The organism is Christensenella sp., from assembly GCF_034927525.1.
GTDB lineage: Bacteria > Bacillota > Clostridia > Christensenellales > Christensenellaceae > Christensenella.
This window is the reverse complement of the sequence record NZ_JAYFPU010000206.1, coordinates 33,139-54,387: the sequence shown is the minus strand read 5'-3', so window position 1 is coordinate 54,387 and position 21,249 is coordinate 33,139. Positions and strand designations below refer to the sequence as shown.

Here is a 21,249-nt window from a genome sequence, read left to right as displayed (position 1 = left end):
CATTATTGGAGAAAAACTCAACAGCTCCATTCCCTCGACGCTCGAGGCGATGAGCGCAAAAAACGAAGAGTTTGTAGCCGGCCTTGCCGCGCGCCAGGCGGCAGCGGGCGCACATTATCTCGATATCAACACGGGTATGTGCGAAAACGAGGAAGAAACGCTTGTGTGGGCGGCAAAGCTTGCGCGTCAGGCAGCGCCCGACTGCGGCATCATGGCGGATTCCACCAACCCAAAAGCGCTTGCGTATCTGTTTGAACAGGTGGAGCTCAAAAATGCTATTATCAATTCCGTGACGCTGGAGGACGAGCGTATGCAGGGCGTGCTTCCGCTTGTAAAGCAGTATAAGACGGGTATCGTAGCCATGCCGCTCGATGGGGACGGCATACCCAAAACAGCGGAGCGCAGGGTGAGCAACGCGCAAAAGCTGATCGAAATACTGCGCAAGGAAGGCGTTTCGGACAGCGATATCTATGTGGATATCGTGGTGGAAGCGGCTGCGACGGGCTGGGACGCGCCCAAAGAAGCGCTCACAGCGACGCGCATCCTGCGCGAAGCATATCCGGACGTGCACCTTCTTGCCGGGCTTTCCAACATTTCGTTCGGGCTGCCTAAGCGCGGCATCATTAACCAGGCATTCCTTGCGTGCGCAATGGGCGAGGGCATGGACGCGCCCATCATGGATATTACAAACAATGCGATGAAGCTCCACCTTTGTGCGACGCAAATGCTTTTGGGGCAAGACGAATACTGTATGAATTATCTGACGGCTTACCGGGAAACGGAAGCGTAGACAACATGGAACTGCGTGCAGAGACGGGATTTTATGGCTGGCTGAAAGAGAGCAAATATTCCATACGGAATATTTGCCTTTTTTCATTGCTGATCGTGCTGCTTTCCCGTTTGCTGCTGTTTTTGCTTTTTTGCGGATATGCCGGCGTTCAGGGAGATACGCGAACGTTTTTGCAGGCACTCAACATCTGGGACGCGGAGTGGTATCAGGGCATCACCACACAGGGATACACGTGGGGCGCTGATTATGGCGGCGGGCTTGTCAACTGGGCGTTCTTCCCATTGTTCAGCCTGATCGTGCGTGGTGCAAACTTTCTGACGGGTCTCGACATCAACATTCTAGGTTTTGTTTTAAATATCCTTTTTCAGGCGGGGGCGCTTGCCCTGCTGATGCGGTATGTACTCGAAACGCGCGGCGCAAATATGCGTCAGGCGGTCGTGCTGTGCGTGCTGTTTTCGCTCGGCTGCTATACGTTTTATTTCGCGAGCTACTATACAGAATCGTTGTATCTCTTTCTGTTTGCGGGCGGACTGCTATTCCTGCACAGACGGCAATATCTATTTGCGGGAATCTTTGGCTTTTTTCTGGCGCTCACAAAAAATACAGGCATTGTGCTGCTGCTTGGTATGCTCATCCAGTTGCTGTACGATCACCGCAAAGGGCAGCATAAGGGCAAGTTAAGAGACGCGATACTGGGTGCGGTGCTCACTGCCGCCGGACTTGTGCTGTTTATGCTTTTTTTGTGGACGCGCACGGGCGACCCGCTGGCGTTCGTGCACGTACAAAGCGCGTGGGAAGGGTCGATCGGCAATCCGTTTGTCACCATTGCGAACGGCTTTGCCTCGGGTAAGGCACGGCAGATCTTTTTTGCCGTCTGCGCGCTCGCGGGACTTGCACTGTGCTGCTTTCTGGTATACAAAAAAAGATACGCGGAAGCGGGCATGGCGTTTGCGCTGCTGCTGATCCCCGTTTCTGTACGCCTGCAATCCATACCGCGCTACATCGCGTGCAACGCTTTGTTCATGCTTGCCTTCACAGACCTGCTTTTTCACATCAATAAAAAGTGGCTCGCGATCACGGCGGTCATAGCGTCCGCAGCGCTGGAATGTGGCCTTGTGTTCCTTTGGTTTGGATCATCAACCCTCCTTTGGTAAGAAAAATGGTAATTTTTACAAAATATTAATGCTTAGGACATACCGATTGATTGAATCCAAGCCTTTTTTATACTATAATAAAATCAATTTCCAATGGAAATTGACCACAGTCAAACAGATAAGGAAAAGGAATGTTCAATAACAATACGGTACAAACGACATCCTACGGGATTTTGAGCGATAAAGTAACAAGCGGTGTGGTGGTGGCGCACCTTTCCGATTTGCACGAAAAGGAATTCGGCATCCGCAACGGCCAGTTGTTCCATAAGGTAGAAAAGCTGATGCCGGATATTATTGCAATCACGGGCGATATGGTAGCGCACGAACACCAAAAAGGGATCGACGCGCGCTACACCAAGCAGTTTGCGCGCACGCTGGCGGGCATTGCCCCGGCCTATTTTGTCACAGGCAACCACGAGCGCAATTTTGATGGACAGATCGAAGATATTATGCAGGAATACGGCGTTACGGTACTGCGGGGCGGAGACCTTAAAAAGGTGCGTGCCGGCGGCAACGAGATCAACATTGCGGGCATGGACGACGTTTCCTTTTCGGGGGTAGACGTTCTCGATTCGGTGGGGGTGTTCTCCCAAACGAGCGGGTTTAATCTTTTCCTTGCCCACAGGCCGGAGTATTATCCGCTGTACCTGCATAAAAATATCGACCTTGTGCTGTCCGGGCATACCCACGCGGGACAGATACGCTTCCCCAAGATCGGCACGTTCGCCATGAGCGGGCAAGGCTTCATGCCCAAGTATGTGCAGGGTGAATTCACGGACGGCATAACGACCATGATCATCAGCCGCGGCCTCGGGTCGAGCGGCTACCCGAAAATCAGGATCAACAATCCGCCGGAGCTGGTTGCGGTATACATCGAGCCAAATCCAAAGGATCTTGCATAAAATTTTTTAGTACGTCAAGGAGTACAAGATGGAGAAGAGACCGTTTGTGACCAAAGAGCAGCTTGATAAGATCGCGGCAAAATATCCAACGCCCTTTCACCTGTACGACGAAAAAGGCATCCGCGAAAACGCGCGGCGTATGAACGAAGCGTTTTCATGGAACAAAGGGTTCAAGGAATATTTTGCGGTCAAGGCGACGCCCAACCCGGTCATCATGAAGATACTGAAAGAAGAAGGCTGCGGCATGGATTGTTCATCCTATACGGAGTTGATGCTGTCGCGCGCGTGCGGCTTTTCCGGGCACGAGATCATGTTTTCTTCAAACGATACGCCGGCGGAGGATTTTCAGCTGGCAAAAGAGATGGGCGTGATCATCAATTTAGACGATCTGACGCACGTGGCGTTTTTAAATGAGGTCGCGGGCATCCCCGAAACGATCTGCTGTCGCTACAACCCGGGCGGGAAATTTCAGACGGCAAACGGCATCATGGACAACCCGGGCGACTCGAAGTATGGCATGACGTACGACCAGATGGTCACCGCCTACCGGGAGCTTATGGTGCTGGGGGCGAAAAAATTCGGTATCCATGCGTTTCTCGCCAGCAACACCCAGACAGAGGACTATTATCCGGAGCTTGCGCGTATCCTGTTCGGGCTCGCGGTCAAACTGCGTGACGAAACAGGTGCGGATATCCGTTTCATCAATTTGTCGGGCGGGGTCGGTATCCCTTACGAACCGACAGGAGAGCCTGTCGATATCTTAAAGGTGGGCGCAGGGGTCAAAGCCGCGTTTGAAGATGTGCTTGTGCCGGCCGGGATGGGCGACGTCGCTATCTTCACAGAGCTTGGACGCTTCATGCTTGGGCCGTACGGCTGCCTGGTCACGCGTGCGATCCATGAAAAACATACTTATAAGGAATACATCGGGGTGGACGCGTGCGCGGCAAACCTGATGCGTCCCGCGATGTACGGGTCTTATCACCACATCACGGTAATGGGCAAGGAAGATGCGCCGCACGACCACAAGTATGATGTAACAGGCGGTCTGTGCGAGAACAACGATAAATTTGCCATCGACCGTATGCTGCCGGAGATCGACAGGGGCGATTTGCTGGTGATCCACGATACGGGCGCACACGGCTTTGCGATGGGTTATAACTACAATGGAAAGCTTCGCAGTGCGGAGGTGCTCTTAAAAGAGGACGGAACGACGCAGCTCATTCGCCGTGCCGAAACGCCGGAAGATTATTTTGCAACATTCGATTTTATGGATTTGTTCAACAAGTAAGAAAAGGCGATCAACAAAATGGATAAGTGGAAAAAACGGGTGTGCATTTTGTGTATGACGGCTGTCATACTCGTTTTGTGCTGCTCGTGCGGCATGCTGTACGATATAGGCGAAAGTGTGCTTGCGCAGCAGACAGAAGCGGCGCCCACCCCCACAAAGCGCCCAAGGCCGCTTCCCACCTTGCCGCAGACAGCAGAAGAAACGCCGCAGCCCGAGGAAACGTATAGCGCGCAGCGTGGCGATGAGGATTTTGAGCTGCTGGTCGATCCGGAAAGTTTGCTTTCCGGCGAAAGCGCGTTGACGCTTCCCGAGGCAGACGCAGACGCATCCTATAGTGTGCAGGCAGACGGAACGTACTTAAAAGAAACGCCGTTCATGGGCAAAGACGGCGGGGTGATCCTCGCCTTTGGCAGCAACGGAAAGAACGATTACGTCAATTATTTTTACAGCGGGGACTTAAAAACCATCACACCGCTGCTGATCGTAAAAGAGTTTACAGCGCTGCTTCATGCAACGCAGCAAAAATACGGGACTGCGAACATCCATCTGTGGTCGTTAAGCCCGACGGGCGATATGATGGATATGGCAATGGTGGGCGAGTTTACACAGGAAGATATCACGGACGCTGTCTTGCGCAACAGGACGGCAGGTTTTCAGTATGCGTGGCGCAGAGTGGGCGACAACATCGTCTATATCACGCTGTTTTTAGACGGACAGGGCAATTATGCCGTTGATTTCGTCTACGACAACACGCAGACAAGTAGTCTTCCCGCCTACGGGATTTGATATGCGGGTGCTTAGCAAATACGTTTTCTGTTTATATATATAGTAGGAAATAAACGGAAAAAAAGGAGTTTTATGGCAAATAAAATTGGAGAAGAGCCGGAGAAAAATAAGCAGGAAATGCCGGAGACGCAGGAGAGCACGCCGCGCAAAAAACGCAGCGGAGTGATTTCGTGGGTCGTTATTGTAATTGCCGCGGTTGTTCTCGTATTTTCTCTGGTGCAATATTTTGATATCAAGAGCGAAGACTGGGCGAGCGAAGGAGCTTATGACAAATTGAAGGAAGTGGCCGCAGCGTCGGCACAGCCAGAGGGGGCAAGTGACGACCCGCGGGACAGAAAGATCGATTTTGCCGCCTTAAAAGCGATCAATGAAGATGTTGTCGGCTGGATATACATGCCTAACACCAAGATCGATTATCCGATCGTGATTGGCAAAGATAACGATTATTATATTTCGCACAATGTGGATAAAACAGAATACCGCGCGGGCGCGATTTTCCTCGATTATCAGAATGCCCCGGATTTTTCTGACCAGAATACGATCATCTATGGACACCGTATGAATGACGGCTCTATGTTTGGAACGCTGAACCAATACGAAAGCGATGCGTTTTTCAGGGAAAACGACACGGTATATGTTTATCTGCAGGATGGCAGCGTGAACGAATATAAGATATTCTCGGCGTATACGGTAAACGAGGTAGACGAAACGTATACCATGGGCTTTGCAAGCGACGAGAATTATGAGCAATACTTAAAAAAAATGCGCGGGCGCTCCCCCTATAAGACGGATGTGGAGCTCAGCGCACAGGATAACATCATAACGCTTTCCACATGTGTAAGAGGACAGGACGAAAACCGCTATGTGGTACAGGCCGTACTGGAAAAATAAGGAGAATGAATGATGCATAAAACAATGAAGATCGAAGGAATGTCTTGTAGCCATTGCTCCGGCCGTGTCGAAATGCTACTGAACCAGCTGGATGGCGTAACTGCCAAGGTCGATTTAGAGGCCAAAACAGCGAGCATTGACGTTGCAGGCGACGTTAGCGACGCGCTGCTCAAAGAAACGGTAGAAAACGCGGGATATCAGGTGATCTCGATCGATTCGTAAAGTTGTTTTGGCGCTTTGCAGCAAGCGAACATGGCAAACGTAATGTATGCGCATGCAATGCCGAGTATTGCGCCTAGCAGGACGTCTGACGGGAAATGTACAAACAAATATACCCGTGAAAAAGAAATAAGAAGCGCGTAGACCGCTGCTGTGGTGCGCGCTTTTTGCTTGGTTAGAAAAAGCATAGTCACCGCGGCAAACGAGGAAGACGTATGCCCGGAAGGAAAGGAATAATCGTCCGGCGGCGAGATCAAAAGCTGCGAAACGCCAAACTGTTCGAACGGCCGCGGCCGCATCACCAGTTCCTTTAAAATCAGATTGCCAAGAATATACGAAAGTCCGATACAAAGAAGCATCATCCATCCGGCCTTGCGCATTTTTTTATCGAGCAGCATTAGAGCGCCGAGAAGCAGCCAAATAAATCCGTTGTCGTTGATCACGGAAAATGCCGGCATCAGTATATTGAGAAAATAACATGAAAAAGAGACCGAAGTCCATAGCAGCATTGCGCGATCCAGATTTTGCAGCATCAAAAGCCCCCGTTTCAAAAGTCTGTGGATATTATATCGTATTCGCCGCATAAAAACAGTAAACATTTTCTAAAGAAATCGACGATCGTATTTTTGATCGTAGACATTGACTTTTAAAGTGTTCTATTATACAATAATAAAGCTTTAAATTTTATAGTCGTGCCAGTAGCTCAGCTGGATAGAGTGCTTGACTACGAATCAAGAGGTCGGGGGTTCGAATCCCTTCTGGCACACCAGACCATCTAAAATCCGAACCCCTTTCTGGGGGCTCGGATTTGTTTTATATTTTTAGCAAAGTATTTGAATGGATTACACCTTTTGAATCGTATGTATAGTGAAACTAAATTCACGGAGGTGTGATAAAATGAGAAGAAAGACTAAAGTGATCGTTTGTATTGCCGTGGTGCTTTGCATCGTGCTGGCGGCAGGGACAGCCTTTGCCGCGTCGCACAGGGGCGGCAGGAACGGCGGCGGAAAGGGACAAAATGCAGGGACATCACAATCAGTGCCGCAGAAAACACAATGTACCTATCCAGATTGTCCTAGGCTTACAGGTGAGGCGGGTGCTTGCGCCAATGAAAATTGCAGATACTATCAGGATTGCCCCAACGAGGAATGTCCGCGGTTGAATGGTGGGGAATGCATCTATAATGATTGCCCGTTCAATGGTGAGAGGCCTCAAGACGGAACGGGGAGTCAAACAGGCAATAAGAATGCAGGCAGTCAAAACTCTGGAAACACGGGCGGCAATGGTACAGGTAACGGCACCCGTGGAGGTCACCATGGTGGGCGGCACCACTAAACAAGGTATTTATGCGCAGCGAAGCAGATATTGTGAAAACGATACAAACCTATTCTGACAATATTCGCAGAATCTGCTTCGTGTATCTTAAAAACGATGCGGATACAGAAGACGTCTTTCAGGACGTCTTCTTAAAATATGCACAATGCAAACAGAACTTTGAAAATGAAAACCATGTCAGGGCGTGGCTGATCCGTGTATGTATCAATCGGTGTAAGGATGTGTTAAAGAACTCCGCCCGCAGGAATACTTCAATTGACGAACTGCATTTCCTGCCGTCCACTGTTTTGGATGATAACAGGGAAACATTGGAAGCGGTTTTGGCGCTTCCGCAAAAATTCAGGACAGTCGTCTACCTGCATTATTATGAGGGATATACCGCGCCGGAAATATCCAGATTGATCCGAAAAAACATAAACACGGTCTATACATGGCTGGGACGCGCAAGGGAAAAATTAAAACAGATGCTGGGAGGTGAGCTGGGTGAATAGAATAAAAGATGCTTTTTCTGAAATCAAGGCCGAAGATGAGTTGGTTCAAAAGACAATAGAAGCTGTCACAAGAAAAACAACACAGAGAAAACCCCGCTCATTTGGGCGTGCTTTGGGAATTGTTGCTGGAGTAGCCTGCGCCTTCGTGCTAATGGTAGTTGGAGGTGTACTGTACACATCACAAACAGCTTATATTAGCATAGACGTGAATCCCAGTATCGAACTTTCTGTGAACAGGTTTGATCGAGTTGTGGATGCTGTCGCAAAAAACGAGGATGGGGAAGCCGTCCTTTCCGGGATTAAAATACAAAACTTAAAATATACTGATGCGCTCAATCTAATTATAGGTTCAGAACAAAAACTTGGGTATTTGCAAGATGGCTCGGATATTGTATTTGCCGTGCAAAGCAACGATGGGATACAACAGAAAACCCTTTTACAACAATCTGAAAGCTACGCAGAAAATGCTGTTGGGCTACAAAACACCGCTTGCTATGCCGTGAACGGCGATGAGTGGAACGAAGCACACCAACACGGTATATCCCCCGGGAAGTACAAGGCAATTCAGGAATTGCAGGAGTACGATTCGACTGTTACGGTTGAGGAATACGCCCACCATAGCACAAGAGAAATACGGCAGGAAATACGGCATCATCAGGATGGAAATGCGAATCAGGATTTGGATAATGCACAAGGACAGGGCAACGGAGATGGTCAAGGACAAGGCAGTGGGGGCGGTCAGGGAAATGGCAATGGTAACGATGGCAATCATGGGAATGGAAATTACAATGGAAATGGACACGGCTCAGGCGGGAATGGCGCAAAGCATGAATAGGTCATGAAGCGGCACTTACTGTTCATTAACAGTGAAACAAGACAAAACGCATAATAGAGGCATTTTTATATGTTCGGCACACCAAGAATAGCCCCCACCGGCAAGGTGAATTTACCTGGAGGGCAAAGAGAAGGCACCCTGGGGTTGATTCATGCAAGGGCGAGCCGAAGGCGAAGCGCGCGCAATCTCTTCTGGCACATTAACTATCTCTACCCATCAACCAATCGACAGATACATTCAAAATATTTGCAAGTGCATTCAGTTCTAAATCCGATTCAGGTCGTTTCTGACCTTCTAACAGTGAAAGAGCGGGGACACTAATATCAATTCCGACAGTTTGAAGTTTGCTTAAAAGTTCCACTTGCTTTATCCCAAGTTCTTTTCGCGCGATTGTTACCCGTGCGCCAATCATATTGCGATCACCAAGCGGCAGTTTCCTTGTTTTCATAGCGTGCTCCTTGTTTAAAAGGGCAAATAAAAATCGAATGATACTTTCAAGCGCGAACCGAAGTGTTCAGCCCTGTTATTTATCTTAACAATGCGTCCGTCGATACCTGAAAGCATTCCGCCAACATTTTAATTTCAATATCCGTGACAAACCGCTCCCCAAGCTCTACCCTACGAATAAAATGATTATCCACATCATATCCGGCCAGTTGTAATTTTTTCGCTAAAGCCCTTTGAGAAAGCGGCGGATTATAGTTTTCGCGTAAGCGTTTTACATTTTTTCCACAGAGATTATTTGTGCCATCTGGGGCTTTTATTTTAAACATATTTGCCTCTTTTTTGTTGAATAGTATTTACCATGACTTGATTCTAATGTATAAGTATCCTGACGGTGTTTAACACTATTCAACGCGAGGTAAAAAATGAATGATACTTTCCTCCATCGAAGCTGATCTATCTTTTTGAATCAGGAATATATGAATCGTTCAGCGAACCGGAACTGGTGGCTCAGAATGACAGGATCGCATGCGCGGACAAACGATTCGCGCGATATTATAATGAAGCAGAACAAATTTTTTTGCATCCCTAAATATAAGGCTGTAAATACGGACATCTACAATTTTTTTTGTTGGATACAAAGCGGGAAACAGGTATAATAAAATTTACTTGCGATTTAAAGCAAAATCTTTTTATAATCGTTAGATTTCGACAAAAATAATTGAACAACGCATCAAAACGAACATGAGCCAACAAAAGGGATAGGGTGGTTTTGGCTTTTTAGCGCGCATTTCAAAATTATGACGGTCAAAATATTACCGTTCTTTTCAAACAAGGTCATAAAAATACGATTCAAAACTACTTTTTTATGTCATTTGGGTACGAGTACTTTAAAAATGACATAGTCTATAATGAAAGAACACCGACACAAATTTTAACAAAAATTGCTCCCCTTCATAAATTCCACGAGATTTCAAAACAATATTTTGCTTTCATACGAATCTGTTTGTTCCAAGTGGAAAAAAGTTGCGCAGAACAGTTTGTTTTGCTGCACAAAATGTCTGGAGGTAAGATTATTGAACAGTAATTTATTGAATATCCGCAGCATTTTAGATCTGGAACAATGGCAAAAAATCCAGGATGAACTGGCGATCGTCACGGGTATGGCAATTTTGATTGTGGATTATAAGGGAGCGCCCGTCACAAAACACAGCGGCTGTACGGAATTTTGTGCGACAGTAAGGAAAAATCCGGAGACGGCTAAATATTGCCAGAAATGCGATTCGCGGGGAGGCATCGAGGCCGCGCGGCTCAACAAGCCTTTTATGTATTTGTGCCATTGTAATATTGTGGATGTCGCGATCCCCATCGTGATCGATGATAAATATATCGGCGCGGTTATGGCGGGGCAGGTCATGGCGGAACAGGCGAGCATGGCAGATAATTTGGAAAAGATACTGATGTCTGCTTATGAAAACAGTTTTATCGATCAAAGCGAGTCGCTCCGCAAAAAATTTGAGCGGATACCCAAAATTTCCATGCAGCGGATTAACGCAGGGATCAACCTGCTGCTTCACCTTTGTAATTATATTGTGGGAGAGGCGATCAGTAAAAGCGCGATGAACGAGACGTATGGAAAAATTTTGGGGAACGTCTCGGAAAGTGCTTCCGCGGGGGCAGACTTCACAGACACATCACTGGATGCAATGATCAATATTAAGGATCAGGTGGCAAAAGCGATCATGAGCAAGCAAGTAAAATCCGGCGAGCCCCAAGCGATCAGCTCGTCCAAGCATCCGATCCTTAAACCTGTCATCGAGTACATCTACAACAACAAACATGAAAACATCATGCTGTCGCAAATGGCAAAGTTATCCCATACCAGTCCAAGCTATTTAAGCCGTTTGTTCAAAAAAGAGATGGGAAAAAATTTCTCGGACTATGTGACAGATTTTAAGATGACGATTGCAAAAAACATGCTGGAAAACACCAGTTTGTCGGTAACTGACATCTCCAACGATCTTGGGTTCAGCGATTCTGGTTACTTTATCAAGTTATTTAAAAAGCATGAGGGCATCACCCCTGCAATGTTCAGAAAGTACATGAAGTGACAAATTTTACAGTCAAAAAACTACCATAACAGCCATGGAAGGCAATATTTTACGATGAATAATTACAAAATCAGGTCATAGTTGTATAATGCCTTTTGAATTTTTGGGAGTTATAATGGCACTACACCAACAAACCGAATACCGCATTTGCACCTTCCATCAGCCGGTATATCGGGAAACAATATCCAATATCTACTGAAAAAACAATAAATACAGGAACCACTCTTTCATTCAATTTATCGTATCAAAGATTTTATTAAAAAATCATGATAAAAATTATGGGCAAATAATAAAAAGGAGTGACAGATTATGACAAGAAGTTTTATTTCTCCCTCAAAATTCGTACAGGGAGAGGGCGAGCTTAAGAAACTGGGCGAGTATGTGGCCGGCTTTGGCAAGAAGGCCATATTGGTTGCGCATCCGGACGATTTTGCACGGGTGCAAGATATATTGGACGAGAGCCTGAGCGACACAGACTACGTACATGCCGCTTTTTCCGGAGAATCGTGCGATGCGGAAATAGGCAGGGTCGTGGAGCTTGTGAGACGCGAAGACGCGGATGTTGTGATCGGCCTTGGCGGCGGAAAAGCGCTTGATACAGCAAAGGCGACAAGCACGCTGACAAAAAAACCGGTCATCATTGTCCCGACGATCGCCTCGACAGACGCGCCGACAAGCGCGCTTGCCATTATTTATACGCAGAACGGCGAATTCGAACGGTATATGCACCTTCCCAAAAATCCTGACCTCGTACTGGTGGATTCCGGCATCGTTGCCAAAGCGCCGACAAGGTTTTTGATCTCGGGCATGGGGGACGCGCTTGCGACCGTGTTTGAAGCGCGCGCCTGCATCAAGGCAAACAAGCCCAACATGTCGGGCGGATTCAGCACGATCGCGGCAGCCGCGATCGCAGAGACGTGTTATGCTACGTTGCTTGAAGACGGGCATAAGGCAAAGGCGGCATGTGATGCAAATGTAGTGACAAAAGCGCTTGAGAATATCATTGAGACAAATATCCTGCTTTCCGGACTTGGGTTCGAGAGCAGCGGACTTGCGGCGGCACACGCGGTGCATGACGGGCTTACGGTATTGGAAGAAACACATCATTATTTCCACGGGGAAAAGGTTGCGTTCGGAACACTGGTACAGCTGGTGCTTGAAAATACGGATGAAGAAACGTTGATAGAAGTGCTGGACTTCTGCCGTTCGCTGTCGCTGCCGGTGTGCCTTGCAGACCTTGGCGTGGAGGAGCTTGACGACGAGAGGCTGATGAAGGTTGCGACGCACGCGTGTTCTGATTTGGAGACGATGGATAATATGCCGTTTGAGGTAACACCGAAAGACGTTGCGGCAGCCATCCGCACTGCAGACATCATTGGGAGGACTTGGTAAATGAAAAAGATCATGAACGAGGTTGTATCCGTTGTGGACGAAATGTGTGAGGGGATCATACTGGCGGATGACAACCTGGAATTGAATGAAAGGTATCGGGTGGTCAAACGAAAAAACCTTGATAAGAGCAAGGTGTGCCTGATTTCGGGGGGCGGAAGCGGTCACGAACCGGCACACGCGGGTTTTGTGGGCGAAGGCATGCTGAGCGCCGCGGTGTGCGGAGACGTATTTGCATCGCCGTCCACGATACAGGTATACAACGCGATCCTGCAAACGGAGAGCGACGCGGGAACGCTGTTGATCGTCAAAAATTATTCAGGCGACTGCATGAATTTTGATGCGGCGGCAGAAATGGCGATCGAAGACGGTATCGAAGTAGAATGCGTGTATGTGAACGACGATATCGCGGTACAGGATAGCCTGTATACGATCGGCCGCAGGGGCGTTGCCGGAACGGTATTTGTCCACAAGATCGCCGGGGCTGCCGCGGAAGCGGGAAAAGACTTGCAGGAAGTCAAACGGATCGCAGAAAAGGTGATCGAAAATGCCAAAACGATCGGTTTTGCGCTGACGTCCTGTACCGTGCCTGCCAAGGGTACGCCGACGTTTGAGATCGCGGAAGAAGAAATGGAATTCGGCGTAGGCATCCACGGGGAACCGGGCATCGAACGCTGCGAGGCGACGTCGTCGCTGCGGATCGCAAAGCGTATGTGCGATATGCTGTGCGAGGAACTGAAGCTAAAACAAAAAGACGAATGTGCGCTGCTCATAAACGGTCTCGGCGGTACGCCGCTGATGGAGCTGTATATTCTGAACAAAGATATATGCCGGGAGTTGCAGCAGAGAAAAATCCAGATGCACGAAGTGATCGTGGGCAATTATATGACCTCGCTTGATATGGCGGGCGCATCGGTGACGGTGCTCAAACTGGACGAAGAATTAAAAAAGCTGCTTGACAGCCCGGCTGATACGCTTGCGCTGAAGATATGAGGGGTGAAGGAATGGACATTACAGTTTCAGACGTAAAAAATGTGATCGCAAAATTGTGCGACGTCATCATTCAAAATGAAGTATATTTTTGTGACCTTGACAGCGCGGCGGGCGACGGGGATTTTGGTATGTCGCTTTCCAAGGGGTTTCGGGAAGTGCAGAAGCAGCTTGACCAGATCGATACAGCTGACGTGAGCCAGTTTGTGAAGGGTTGTGCGATGATCATCACAGAATATTGCGGCGGCGCATCCGGCCCCATCTGGGGTTCGGGATTCCGCGCGGCGGCACTGTGCGTTAAAGGAAAAGAGACGGTTACAGAGCAGGACGTTCCGGAGATGATTGGCGCGGCGATCGAAGGAATACAAAAGCGCGGTGGCGCAAAATTGGGGGATAAGACTCTGCTTGACGCGCTGATTCCGGCGCAGCAGGCAATGCAAAAGGCGGTGGATGAAGGCAAACCGCTTGCAGACGCGGTGGCACAAGCGGCAAAAAGCGCGGCACAGGGCGCGGAAGACACGAAAAAGATCGTCGCGAGCAAGGGACGCGCGTCATACCTTGGCGAACGAAGTATCGATTATCCGGATGCGGGCGCTGTAGCGATCAGTGTTATTTTTGACAGCTTTGTAAAGCAGAAACAATAACGACCAGAACTTTCAACCAGTGGAACTTACATAAAGGAAAATCCGTAAATTGTAGTGAGAAAAGCACAAAATAACTACAGTGTTCTTTCTCATACGCAAGATACGGGATAGTGGGACAAAAGCGATGCAGGAAAGGAAAAGAAAAAATGAAAACAGTAACGGAAGCAAGCAGGGAAGTACCGGTTTTATGCGAGGCTGATGTTGTCGTGATCGGCGGCGGCGCAGCGGGGATCGGCGCGGCGCTGGGAGCAGGGCGTTCGGGAGCAAAAACAGTGCTGATCGAGAGGTTCAACTGTCTGGGAGGATGCCAGACACTCACGTTCAACGACTCGTTCTCCTTTATCGACGACCGTATACAGGGTGGACTGATCCAGGAAATCATCGACAAATTGCACGAGGGCGGCGCGGTATACAAGCCGAGTGTCGGTTCCAAAAAGGCACACTGGAGCGCAGACGAGGGATGCTTTTACTTTGATCCTGAATATTACAAATTGATGCTTGAAAACATGATGGGCGAAGCAGGCGTACAGCTTTTGTACCACGCGTTCGCGGTGGATGGTATCCGTGAAGGCAATGAGCTGAAAGGCGTAATCATCGAAAGCTGGCAGGGACGCCATGCGATCCTCGCGAAGACGGTCATCGATTGTACGGGCATTGCCGATCTGGCGTGGAAGGCGGGCGCTTCCGTAACAGGCGAGGAAGGCTACAAAGACGATACGTACGGCCCGTACAAGGGCATGCACATGGCGTTTGGGTACGGCTACTTTATACGTGGGCTGGATTATCCCAAATTCCGTGCGTTCGCAGAAGCAAACCCAGAGGAATGGGCCGACTGGGTAAAGGGCAGGAAGCTCTTTACGGAAGCAAAGAAGACGGGCGAGCTCTATTCTTTCCGCAACAGCTGCATCTTCCAGGAATACGAGGATGGACGGGTATGGATGTTAAGCCCCGGATACCCGATCGAAAAGGGACACCATCCGTGGGAAGCGGAACAGATTTCGCTTGCGACAGTAGACCTCAGGAAACAGGCGTTCTCCATCCTGAACCTGCTCAAAAAGCATGTGCCGGGCTTTGAAAACGCGACAGTCGAACAGACGGCGAGCAAGCTGCTGCACAGGGACGGTCACAGGATCGTCGGGAACTATACAGTGACAGAAGATGATATGCGCGGCGCAAAAACGTTTGAAGATTCGATCGCGTGCTGCAACATGCCGCCGGATCCGTTCTTCCCGGACGGCGGGCACCACTTCAAATTTGACGTAACGCCTTACGATATCCCGTACCGCAGCCTTGTTTCCAAGGATTTTGGAAACCTGATGGCAGCGGGCGGCGCAGGCTCGATGGACCTAATCACATGGGCGGCGCTGCGGTATTGCACGCCAAGCGTATGCACAGGACAGGCAGCAGGAACAGCGGCGGCAATGGCAGCGAAGCAAGGCGTCATGCCGAGCCAGATCAATGTATCGGAACTTCAAAAAGAGCTGCATGGCAAAGGCCTGATCACAACAAACAAAGACCTGCCAGCGTCCGTTGTTGAGGAATACGCAAGACGCGCTGAGGAATGGGGCAACGGCTTCGGTATGTAAGAAAGGAAAAATATAAAAATGAAAACGATAATGGAGACCTCCAAGGAAGTATCGGTTTTATATGATGTTGACGTGGTTGTGGTCGGCGGCGGCCCGGCGGGCATCGGCGCTGCTCTCGCGGCGGCGCGCAACGGCGCGAAAACCGTGTTGGTCGAAAAATACGGTTGCCTGGGCGGAAACCAGACGCTGACACACAACGATAACTATACTTTTGTGGACGACCGCGTGCAGGGCGGCATTGTTGCTGAAATCATCGAACGCCTGAAAAAGGCGGGCGAAACGTTCAACCCAAGCGTGGGGTGCCTGCGCGACAACTGGAGTCCCGGAACGGGCTGCATCTATTTTGACGAGGAATATTACAAGCTTCTGGTAGAAGAAATGATGGAAGAAGCGGGCGTGACCCTGCTGTACCATGCATCTGCAGCGACAGGCATTGCGGATGGCAATATGCTTAAGGGGATCATCGTAGAGACGCATGAAGGCCGGCAGGCGATCCTCGCAAAATCTGTCATCGACTGCACAGGTCTTGCGCACATTGCATGGCAGGCGGGCGCAAGCGTAACAGGAGAAGAAGGCTATCCGGACGACCGCTTCGGTCCGTTTAAGGGTATGCACATGGGATTTGGCTACGGTTTTTGGATGTGTGGCATAGACTATAAAAAATTCCGTGAATTTGCAGAGCAAAACGAAGAAGAATGGGATTATTGGATCAAGGGCAAAAAGCTGTTTGTACAGGAAAAAGAAGCGGGCAGGCTGTATACGCCGCGCAACAGCACGCTGATGATCGAATATGCGAACGGACGCTGCTGGTTTATCGGCGCGTATAAGCCCATCGAAAAAGGCAGCCATCCTTGGATGGGAAAGGATTTGAGCGACGCGGAGGTCGATCAGCGCAAGCAGGCGTGGTCGATTCTGGAAACATTCAAGAAAAATGTTCCAGGTTTTGAGAACGCAAAGATCGAGCAGACGCCCATCAGGCTGCTGCTGCGCGACGGACACAGGATCGTGGGCGAATATACGATCACGGACGACGATATGAAGAACGCGCAGTCGTTTGACGACTCCATCGCGTGCTGCAATATGCCGCAGGATCCGTTCTTCCCCAACGCAAGCCATCAGTTCATCTATAATGTAACGCCGTACGATATTCCGTACCGCACGATGCTTTCCAAAGACTTTGACAACTTGCTCGCTGCGGGCGGCTCTGCCTCTATGGATCTTGTGACGTGGGCGGCGCTGCGGTATTGCACGCCGAGCATCTGTACAGGACAGGCAGCCGGGACGGCGGCGGCGCTGGCGGCAAAACAAGGCGTGACGCCCAAAGAAATCGATGTGAAGCTGGTGCAGGACACGTTGCACGAGCAGGGAATGGTCACAACGAACAAACAACTGTCGCCTGAGGTGATAGAGGAATATAAATGGCGGACAAAGACATGGAATAGGGGACTTAAGCTTTGATGCAGGCTGAAGGATCCGGCTACAACAAATCTGCTGCCCGCAAGACTAAGAGATTTGGAGGAATGTATAAATGATTCTCCGTTTTGAGAATGTAACAAAATACTTTGGTGGTCTGGCTGCGGTAAAGGATGTGTCCTTTACCGTAGGGGAAAACCAGATATTGGGACTCATCGGGCCAAACGGATCGGGCAAGACGACCTGCTTTAATCTGATCACAGGCGTACATAAGCCAACGAGCGGCAACATTTTATTCGAGGACAAGGAAATAAGCGGTACGCCGTCCCATAAGATCGCACGAATGGGCATCGCGCGTACGTTCCAGATCAGCAGCGTTTTTCCAACGTTGAGCGCGGTGGAAAATGTGGTCACCGCTCATTACAACAAGACAAGATCTAATTTTGTCACAGGGCTTTTCGGCATATGCGGGACGATCAAGGAAGAAAAACGTGTGCTGGAGCACAGCGAGGAGCTGCTGGAATTCGTGGGGCTCAAAGAAAAAATGCAGACCCAGGCAGACTCGCTGACGAGTGCAGACCAGAGAAGGCTGATGATCGCGATCGCGCTTGCCACAAGCCCCAAGCTTTTGATGCTCGATGAACCGTGCGCAGGCATGATCGAGGACGAACGTGCGGAGCTGATCGCTTTGATGCGTTCAGTGTGCAAAGACGGCATACCGATCCTGCTTGTCGAACACCACATGAAAATGATCATGGAAGTATGCCACCATGTTGTGGTCATGAACATGGGGCAGAAGATTGCCGAGGGAAAACCGGAAGACATCCAGAAAAACGAAGCCGTGATCGAGGCATATCTGGGAAGGAGCGGAAATCATGCTTAAGGTAGAAAATCTGATATTCAACTACGGCAACGTAGAAATCCTGCATGGATTATCCTTCAAGGCGGAAAAGGGAAAGATAACGGTTTTGATTGGGACCAACGGCGCAGGAAAGACGACGACCATGAAAGCGATCATGGGTATGATGCCCATCAAAAGCGGCAGCATCGAATGGGATGGAACGGCTCTCAACAAAATGAAATCCCATGCGGTCACGCAAAGCGGCGTATCGCTGTGCCCGGAAGGCAGACAGCTTTTTCCGGATATGACGGTGTATGAAAACCTGATCATGGGCGCGTATACGCGCACAGATAAAAAAGAGATCGAAAATTCGGTGGAGGAAGTATTTGGATGGTTCCCGCGTCTAAAGGACAGGACGAGCCAGCTCGCGGGCACGCTTTCGGGCGGCGAGCAGGAAATGCTTGCGATCGCGCGGGCGCTGATGGCAAAGCCGCAGCTTTTGATGCTGGACGAACCCTCCTGGGGACTGGCGCCGATATTGGTCGAGGAAGTAGGCAACATCGTAAGAGATATCAATAAACGCGGAACGACCGTATTGCTTGTGGAACAAAACACGCAGATGGCATTTGACCTTGCCGATTATGTGTACGTTCTCGAGACGGGTAACATCGTGATCGAGGGCACCGCGGAAGAACTTTCAAAGGACAAAACGATCCATGAGACCTATCTCGGCATCTAAGGATGTACAGAGCGTAACACATAGTATGATTGCAATTCAAAAACCGCTTTAAAGGAGGAAAATTATGGAAAACGCTATACTTCTTCAGCAATTGGTAAACGGCGTTGTTACAGGAAGTATTTATACCCTGCTCGGCATAGGGTTATCGCAGATCTACGGCGTTCTCGGCATCTCGCATTTTGCACATGGTTCTGTTGTGATGGTCGGCGGCTACATCGGGTATACCTTTGCACGGCTGCTCGGCGTACCGTGGATACTGGCAGCGGTCATCGCGATCCTTGGATGCGCGCTGTTGGGTATGTTTTTAGAACGATACTGTTACCGCGTAATCATCAAAGGGCCGCCTATCAATATCTTTATCATGGCTTTGGGACTGCTCTTTATCTTTGAGAACGTCTGCCAGATGATCTGGGGGGCTGATCCGGTTTCGATCCAGGCTGTGGGCAATACGACGCTAAAGCTTGGGCCAGTCACGATCACGACGTTCCGTCTGTACGTGATCATCATCAATCTGGTGATCATGGCGCTTCTGGCCTTTATGATGAAAAAGACCAAACTAGGACGCTCGATCCGCGCTATGTCGCAAAACAGAGAAGCGGCGACAATGGTCGGCGTAAACGTCAACAAGACGAGCAGCTCGGTCTTTGCGATCGGCAGCGCGCTCGCGGGCTTGTGCGGTATCTTTGTAACCAGCCTGTTGCAAATGTTTCCGTCCTATGGCGGCGACATCGTACTCAAGGGCTTTGCGGTCATGATCTTGGGCGGCCTCGGAAGCATCCCCGGTGTTATTGTCGGCGGCCTCATCATGGGTATCGTCGAAAGCCTTGGCGCAGGATTTATTTCAGCAGCCTATAAGGACGCGTTTGGATTTATCATTATCATCCTGGTGCTGATATTCAAGCCGAATGGATTGTTCGGTAAATCAAGCGCTGCAACAAAATAATGAATATAAGGGTTTTCTGAAAGGAAAAGAGTAAATCAAAATACAGGAGGATTGAAAGGAATGAAAAAAGGAAACTTTAAAGTACTGGCTATACTTGTAGCTGTGCTGATGGTCGTCGCACTGGTTGGTGGATGCGGCGCGCCGGCGGCACAAGAAAGCGGCACGCAGACCGGAGCGGGCGAACCTTCCGGCGGAGTAGCATCAGCTGATGGTGGCTCTGCGGCGAACAGTTCCAATGAAACACTGAAAATCGGTGTAGACGATTCGCTGACAGGAACGGGTGCTCCTTACGGTCTGCCGGCCTCTAACGCGGTCAAGCTCGCTGCTTCGGAAGTAAACGAAGCAGGTGGCATCAAGATCGGCGACAAGACATATAATATCGAAGTTGTCGTATACGACAACAAGAGCGACGCGACGGAAGGCGTGTCCACCATCCAGAAACTGATGGACATTGACCAGGTGCATTATGTACTGGGCTGGAGCTCTTCTACCTCCACCTCGTCTGCCGCACAGCAGATCCCGGGTAAGGAAGTAACGATGTTGGTCGGCAACGCGCGTTCGCCGCAGATCGCATTGCTCTCGCCCGGTAACCTGTTCCGCAGTGCTACGGCAAACTGCTACGATCCGGTTGCGGACTGCGAATACATCAAAAGCTTGGGCATCAATAAGGTTGCGGTACTCGCGTTTTTCAATGACACAGGGTACAGCGTACACGCAAACAACGTAGTCGATACGTTTGGCAAGGTCGGCGTGGAAGTGGTCGCAAAAGAAACGATGAACGCAGGGGATCTTGATCTTTTGAGCCAGATGACGAATATCGCCAACTCTGGTGCGGAAGCGGTGTACATGGCAGGTAATATCGAAGAATCCGCTATGGCGCTCCGCCAACTGCGTGAGCTCGGCTCGGATATCCCGATGATCACATTCTCGAGCGGCACAGGCCCGCAGTGGCTGGAAACATGCACGAACGACCAGATGGAAGGCAGCTACACCATTCGCCCGCAGGTTGCTGAAGAAGGCGGCGAAAACGGCAAACAGTCCGACGAATTCGTAGCGAAATACGAAGCGATGTTTGGGGAAAACCCGAGCCAGACAGCGACAAACGGTTATGACAACTTCTGGATTTTGATGGCGGCGATGCAGAACGCAGGCACAACAGACTGGCAGGCTGTCAACGACGCGCTGAAGGAAGTCAAGGTAGAAGACCTCGACCCGAGAGTCCTGATAGAATATACGCCCCTTGAAGGCGGACTGCTGTTTGACGACCTCGGCCAGGCCTATCATCCCTACACCGTTGCAAAATGGAGCATGGAAGACGAGAACTGGGCGTATGAAAGCACGATCGGTAAGGAACTGGGGCCGGACTTCCTGCACAATTTCTTAAAGGCATATTGTGAAGAACAGGGGATCGAATATCCCGGCACGAAATAAACCCACATTGGCACCATACGATAGACC

The 21,249-nt window shown here is 49.7% G+C and carries 21 protein-coding genes, 1 tRNA gene and 1 pseudogene; 20 read left to right on the top strand and 3 right to left on the bottom strand.

What is annotated here, in order from left to right; all coding sequences use genetic code 11:
- The 7 genes from VB081_RS08625 to VB081_RS08595 form a co-directional block, all read left to right on the top strand.
- Nucleotides 1-790: dihydropteroate synthase (locus VB081_RS08625; RefSeq protein ID WP_323400418.1), on the top strand; the 790-nt coding region annotated here is incomplete at its 5' end.
- A 5-nt stretch (nucleotides 791-795) separates the two neighbouring features.
- Nucleotides 796-1,944, top strand: coding sequence for a hypothetical protein (locus VB081_RS08620; protein ID WP_323400417.1), 1,149 nt, complete (start codon nucleotides 796-798; stop codon nucleotides 1,942-1,944).
- Nucleotides 1,945-2,075: 131 nt separating this feature from the next.
- On the top strand, nucleotides 2,076-2,846 hold the full coding sequence (locus VB081_RS08615) for a metallophosphoesterase (RefSeq protein ID WP_323400416.1): 771 nt from the start codon (nucleotides 2,076-2,078) through the stop codon (nucleotides 2,844-2,846).
- A 28-nt stretch (nucleotides 2,847-2,874) separates the two neighbouring features.
- Nucleotides 2,875-4,134, top strand: coding sequence for a diaminopimelate decarboxylase (locus tag VB081_RS08610; RefSeq protein ID WP_323400415.1), 1,260 nt, complete (start codon nucleotides 2,875-2,877; stop codon nucleotides 4,132-4,134).
- Nucleotides 4,135-4,152: 18 nt separating this feature from the next.
- The gene (locus VB081_RS08605; RefSeq protein WP_323400414.1) at nucleotides 4,153-4,920 is read left to right on the top strand and encodes a hypothetical protein; all 768 of its coding nucleotides are present in this window, start codon (nucleotides 4,153-4,155) and stop codon (nucleotides 4,918-4,920) included.
- Between the two features lie 72 nt (nucleotides 4,921-4,992).
- Entirely contained in the window at nucleotides 4,993-5,811 is an 819-nt protein-coding gene (gene srtB / locus VB081_RS08600; RefSeq protein WP_323400413.1) for a class B sortase, read from the top strand.
- 9 nt (nucleotides 5,812-5,820) lie between these two features.
- Nucleotides 5,821-6,033 (top strand): heavy-metal-associated domain-containing protein, encoded by a 213-nt coding sequence (locus VB081_RS08595; protein WP_323400412.1) that lies wholly within the window; start codon nucleotides 5,821-5,823, stop codon nucleotides 6,031-6,033.
- On the opposite strand, the gene VB081_RS08590 is transcribed toward VB081_RS08595, so the two are convergent.
- The gene (locus VB081_RS08590; protein ID WP_323400411.1) at nucleotides 6,009-6,563 is read right to left on the bottom strand and encodes a phosphatase PAP2 family protein; all 555 of its coding nucleotides are present in this window, start codon (nucleotides 6,561-6,563) and stop codon (nucleotides 6,009-6,011) included. The two genes, VB081_RS08595 and VB081_RS08590, sit on opposite strands and share 25 nt — an antisense overlap.
- Before the next feature lie 159 nt (nucleotides 6,564-6,722).
- On the opposite strand from VB081_RS08590, the gene VB081_RS08585 reads away from it, so the two are divergent.
- From VB081_RS08585 to VB081_RS08570, 4 genes are all read left to right on the top strand, one after another.
- Nucleotides 6,723-6,799 (top strand) — tRNA-Arg (locus VB081_RS08585).
- Between the two features lie 128 nt (nucleotides 6,800-6,927).
- Complete coding sequence (locus VB081_RS08580; RefSeq protein WP_323400410.1) at nucleotides 6,928-7,365, top strand: hypothetical protein; 438 nt, start codon at nucleotides 6,928-6,930, stop codon at nucleotides 7,363-7,365.
- 11 nt (nucleotides 7,366-7,376) lie between these two features.
- Complete coding sequence (locus VB081_RS08575) at nucleotides 7,377-7,856, top strand: sigma-70 family RNA polymerase sigma factor (RefSeq protein ID WP_323400409.1); 480 nt, start codon at nucleotides 7,377-7,379, stop codon at nucleotides 7,854-7,856.
- Nucleotides 7,849-8,691 (top strand): anti-sigma-I factor RsgI family protein, encoded by an 843-nt coding sequence (locus VB081_RS08570; protein ID WP_323400408.1) that lies wholly within the window; start codon nucleotides 7,849-7,851, stop codon nucleotides 8,689-8,691. The genes VB081_RS08575 and VB081_RS08570 overlap by 8 nt, the downstream gene beginning before the upstream one ends.
- 199 nt (nucleotides 8,692-8,890) lie before the next feature.
- On the opposite strand, the gene VB081_RS08565 is transcribed toward VB081_RS08570, so the two are convergent.
- Together VB081_RS08565 and VB081_RS08560 are read right to left on the bottom strand one after the other, a co-directional pair.
- Entirely contained in the window at nucleotides 8,891-9,139 is a 249-nt protein-coding gene (locus VB081_RS08565; RefSeq protein ID WP_323400407.1) for a helix-turn-helix domain-containing protein, read from the bottom strand.
- Between the two features lie 79 nt (nucleotides 9,140-9,218).
- On the bottom strand, nucleotides 9,219-9,464 hold the full coding sequence (locus VB081_RS08560) for a helix-turn-helix domain-containing protein (RefSeq protein ID WP_323400406.1): 246 nt from the start codon (nucleotides 9,462-9,464) through the stop codon (nucleotides 9,219-9,221).
- A gap of 747 nt (nucleotides 9,465-10,211) precedes the next feature.
- Between VB081_RS08560 and VB081_RS08555 the strand changes: the two genes are divergently transcribed.
- From VB081_RS08555 to VB081_RS08510, 9 genes and pseudogenes are all read left to right on the top strand, one after another.
- Entirely contained in the window at nucleotides 10,212-11,246 is a 1,035-nt protein-coding gene (locus VB081_RS08555) for a PocR ligand-binding domain-containing protein (RefSeq protein ID WP_323400405.1), read from the top strand.
- Nucleotides 11,247-11,555: 309 nt separating this feature from the next.
- Nucleotides 11,556-12,638 (top strand): glycerol dehydrogenase, encoded by a 1,083-nt coding sequence (locus tag VB081_RS08550; protein ID WP_323400404.1) that lies wholly within the window; start codon nucleotides 11,556-11,558, stop codon nucleotides 12,636-12,638.
- Nucleotides 12,639-14,269 (top strand): annotated as a pseudogene (gene dhaK, locus VB081_RS15020) (dihydroxyacetone kinase subunit DhaK).
- Between the two features lie 146 nt (nucleotides 14,270-14,415).
- The gene (locus tag VB081_RS08535) at nucleotides 14,416-15,855 is read left to right on the top strand and encodes an FAD-dependent oxidoreductase (RefSeq protein WP_323400401.1); all 1,440 of its coding nucleotides are present in this window, start codon (nucleotides 14,416-14,418) and stop codon (nucleotides 15,853-15,855) included.
- Nucleotides 15,856-15,873: 18 nt separating this feature from the next.
- Complete coding sequence (locus VB081_RS08530; protein ID WP_323400400.1) at nucleotides 15,874-17,313, top strand: FAD-dependent oxidoreductase; 1,440 nt, start codon at nucleotides 15,874-15,876, stop codon at nucleotides 17,311-17,313.
- A 70-nt stretch (nucleotides 17,314-17,383) separates the two neighbouring features.
- On the top strand, nucleotides 17,384-18,151 hold the full coding sequence (locus VB081_RS08525) for an ABC transporter ATP-binding protein (RefSeq protein ID WP_323400399.1): 768 nt from the start codon (nucleotides 17,384-17,386) through the stop codon (nucleotides 18,149-18,151).
- On the top strand, nucleotides 18,144-18,848 hold the full coding sequence (locus VB081_RS08520; RefSeq protein WP_323400398.1) for an ABC transporter ATP-binding protein: 705 nt from the start codon (nucleotides 18,144-18,146) through the stop codon (nucleotides 18,846-18,848). The genes VB081_RS08525 and VB081_RS08520 overlap by 8 nt, the downstream gene beginning before the upstream one ends.
- Before the next feature lie 64 nt (nucleotides 18,849-18,912).
- Complete coding sequence (locus VB081_RS08515) at nucleotides 18,913-19,791, top strand: branched-chain amino acid ABC transporter permease (protein ID WP_323400397.1); 879 nt, start codon at nucleotides 18,913-18,915, stop codon at nucleotides 19,789-19,791.
- A gap of 60 nt (nucleotides 19,792-19,851) precedes the next feature.
- The gene (locus tag VB081_RS08510; RefSeq protein WP_323400396.1) at nucleotides 19,852-21,222 is read left to right on the top strand and encodes an ABC transporter substrate-binding protein; all 1,371 of its coding nucleotides are present in this window, start codon (nucleotides 19,852-19,854) and stop codon (nucleotides 21,220-21,222) included.
- The last annotated feature ends 27 nt before the right edge of the window (nucleotides 21,223-21,249 follow it).

Coding starts and splice junctions, on each gene's coding strand:
- VB081_RS08620 (WP_323400417.1), top strand. CDS start 796: ATGGAACTGCGTGCAGAGACGGGATTTTATGGCTGGCTGAAAGAGAGC.
- VB081_RS08615 (WP_323400416.1), top strand. CDS start 2,076: ATGTTCAATAACAATACGGTACAAACGACATCCTACGGGATTTTGAGC.
- VB081_RS08610 (WP_323400415.1), top strand. CDS start 2,875: ATGGAGAAGAGACCGTTTGTGACCAAAGAGCAGCTTGATAAGATCGCG.
- VB081_RS08605 (WP_323400414.1), top strand. CDS start 4,153: ATGGATAAGTGGAAAAAACGGGTGTGCATTTTGTGTATGACGGCTGTC.
- srtB (WP_323400413.1), top strand. CDS start 4,993: ATGGCAAATAAAATTGGAGAAGAGCCGGAGAAAAATAAGCAGGAAATG.
- VB081_RS08595 (WP_323400412.1), top strand. CDS start 5,821: ATGATGCATAAAACAATGAAGATCGAAGGAATGTCTTGTAGCCATTGC.
- VB081_RS08590 (WP_323400411.1), bottom strand. CDS start 6,563: ATGCTGCAAAATCTGGATCGCGCAATGCTGCTATGGACTTCGGTCTCT.
- VB081_RS08580 (WP_323400410.1), top strand. CDS start 6,928: ATGAGAAGAAAGACTAAAGTGATCGTTTGTATTGCCGTGGTGCTTTGC.
- VB081_RS08575 (WP_323400409.1), top strand. CDS start 7,377: ATGCGCAGCGAAGCAGATATTGTGAAAACGATACAAACCTATTCTGAC.
- VB081_RS08565 (WP_323400407.1), bottom strand. CDS start 9,139: ATGAAAACAAGGAAACTGCCGCTTGGTGATCGCAATATGATTGGCGCA.
- VB081_RS08560 (WP_323400406.1), bottom strand. CDS start 9,464: ATGTTTAAAATAAAAGCCCCAGATGGCACAAATAATCTCTGTGGAAAA.
- VB081_RS08550 (WP_323400404.1), top strand. CDS start 11,556: ATGACAAGAAGTTTTATTTCTCCCTCAAAATTCGTACAGGGAGAGGGC.
- VB081_RS08535 (WP_323400401.1), top strand. CDS start 14,416: ATGAAAACAGTAACGGAAGCAAGCAGGGAAGTACCGGTTTTATGCGAG.
- VB081_RS08530 (WP_323400400.1), top strand. CDS start 15,874: ATGAAAACGATAATGGAGACCTCCAAGGAAGTATCGGTTTTATATGAT.
- VB081_RS08525 (WP_323400399.1), top strand. CDS start 17,384: ATGATTCTCCGTTTTGAGAATGTAACAAAATACTTTGGTGGTCTGGCT.
- VB081_RS08520 (WP_323400398.1), top strand. CDS start 18,144: ATGCTTAAGGTAGAAAATCTGATATTCAACTACGGCAACGTAGAAATC.
- VB081_RS08515 (WP_323400397.1), top strand. CDS start 18,913: ATGGAAAACGCTATACTTCTTCAGCAATTGGTAAACGGCGTTGTTACA.
- VB081_RS08510 (WP_323400396.1), top strand. CDS start 19,852: ATGAAAAAAGGAAACTTTAAAGTACTGGCTATACTTGTAGCTGTGCTG.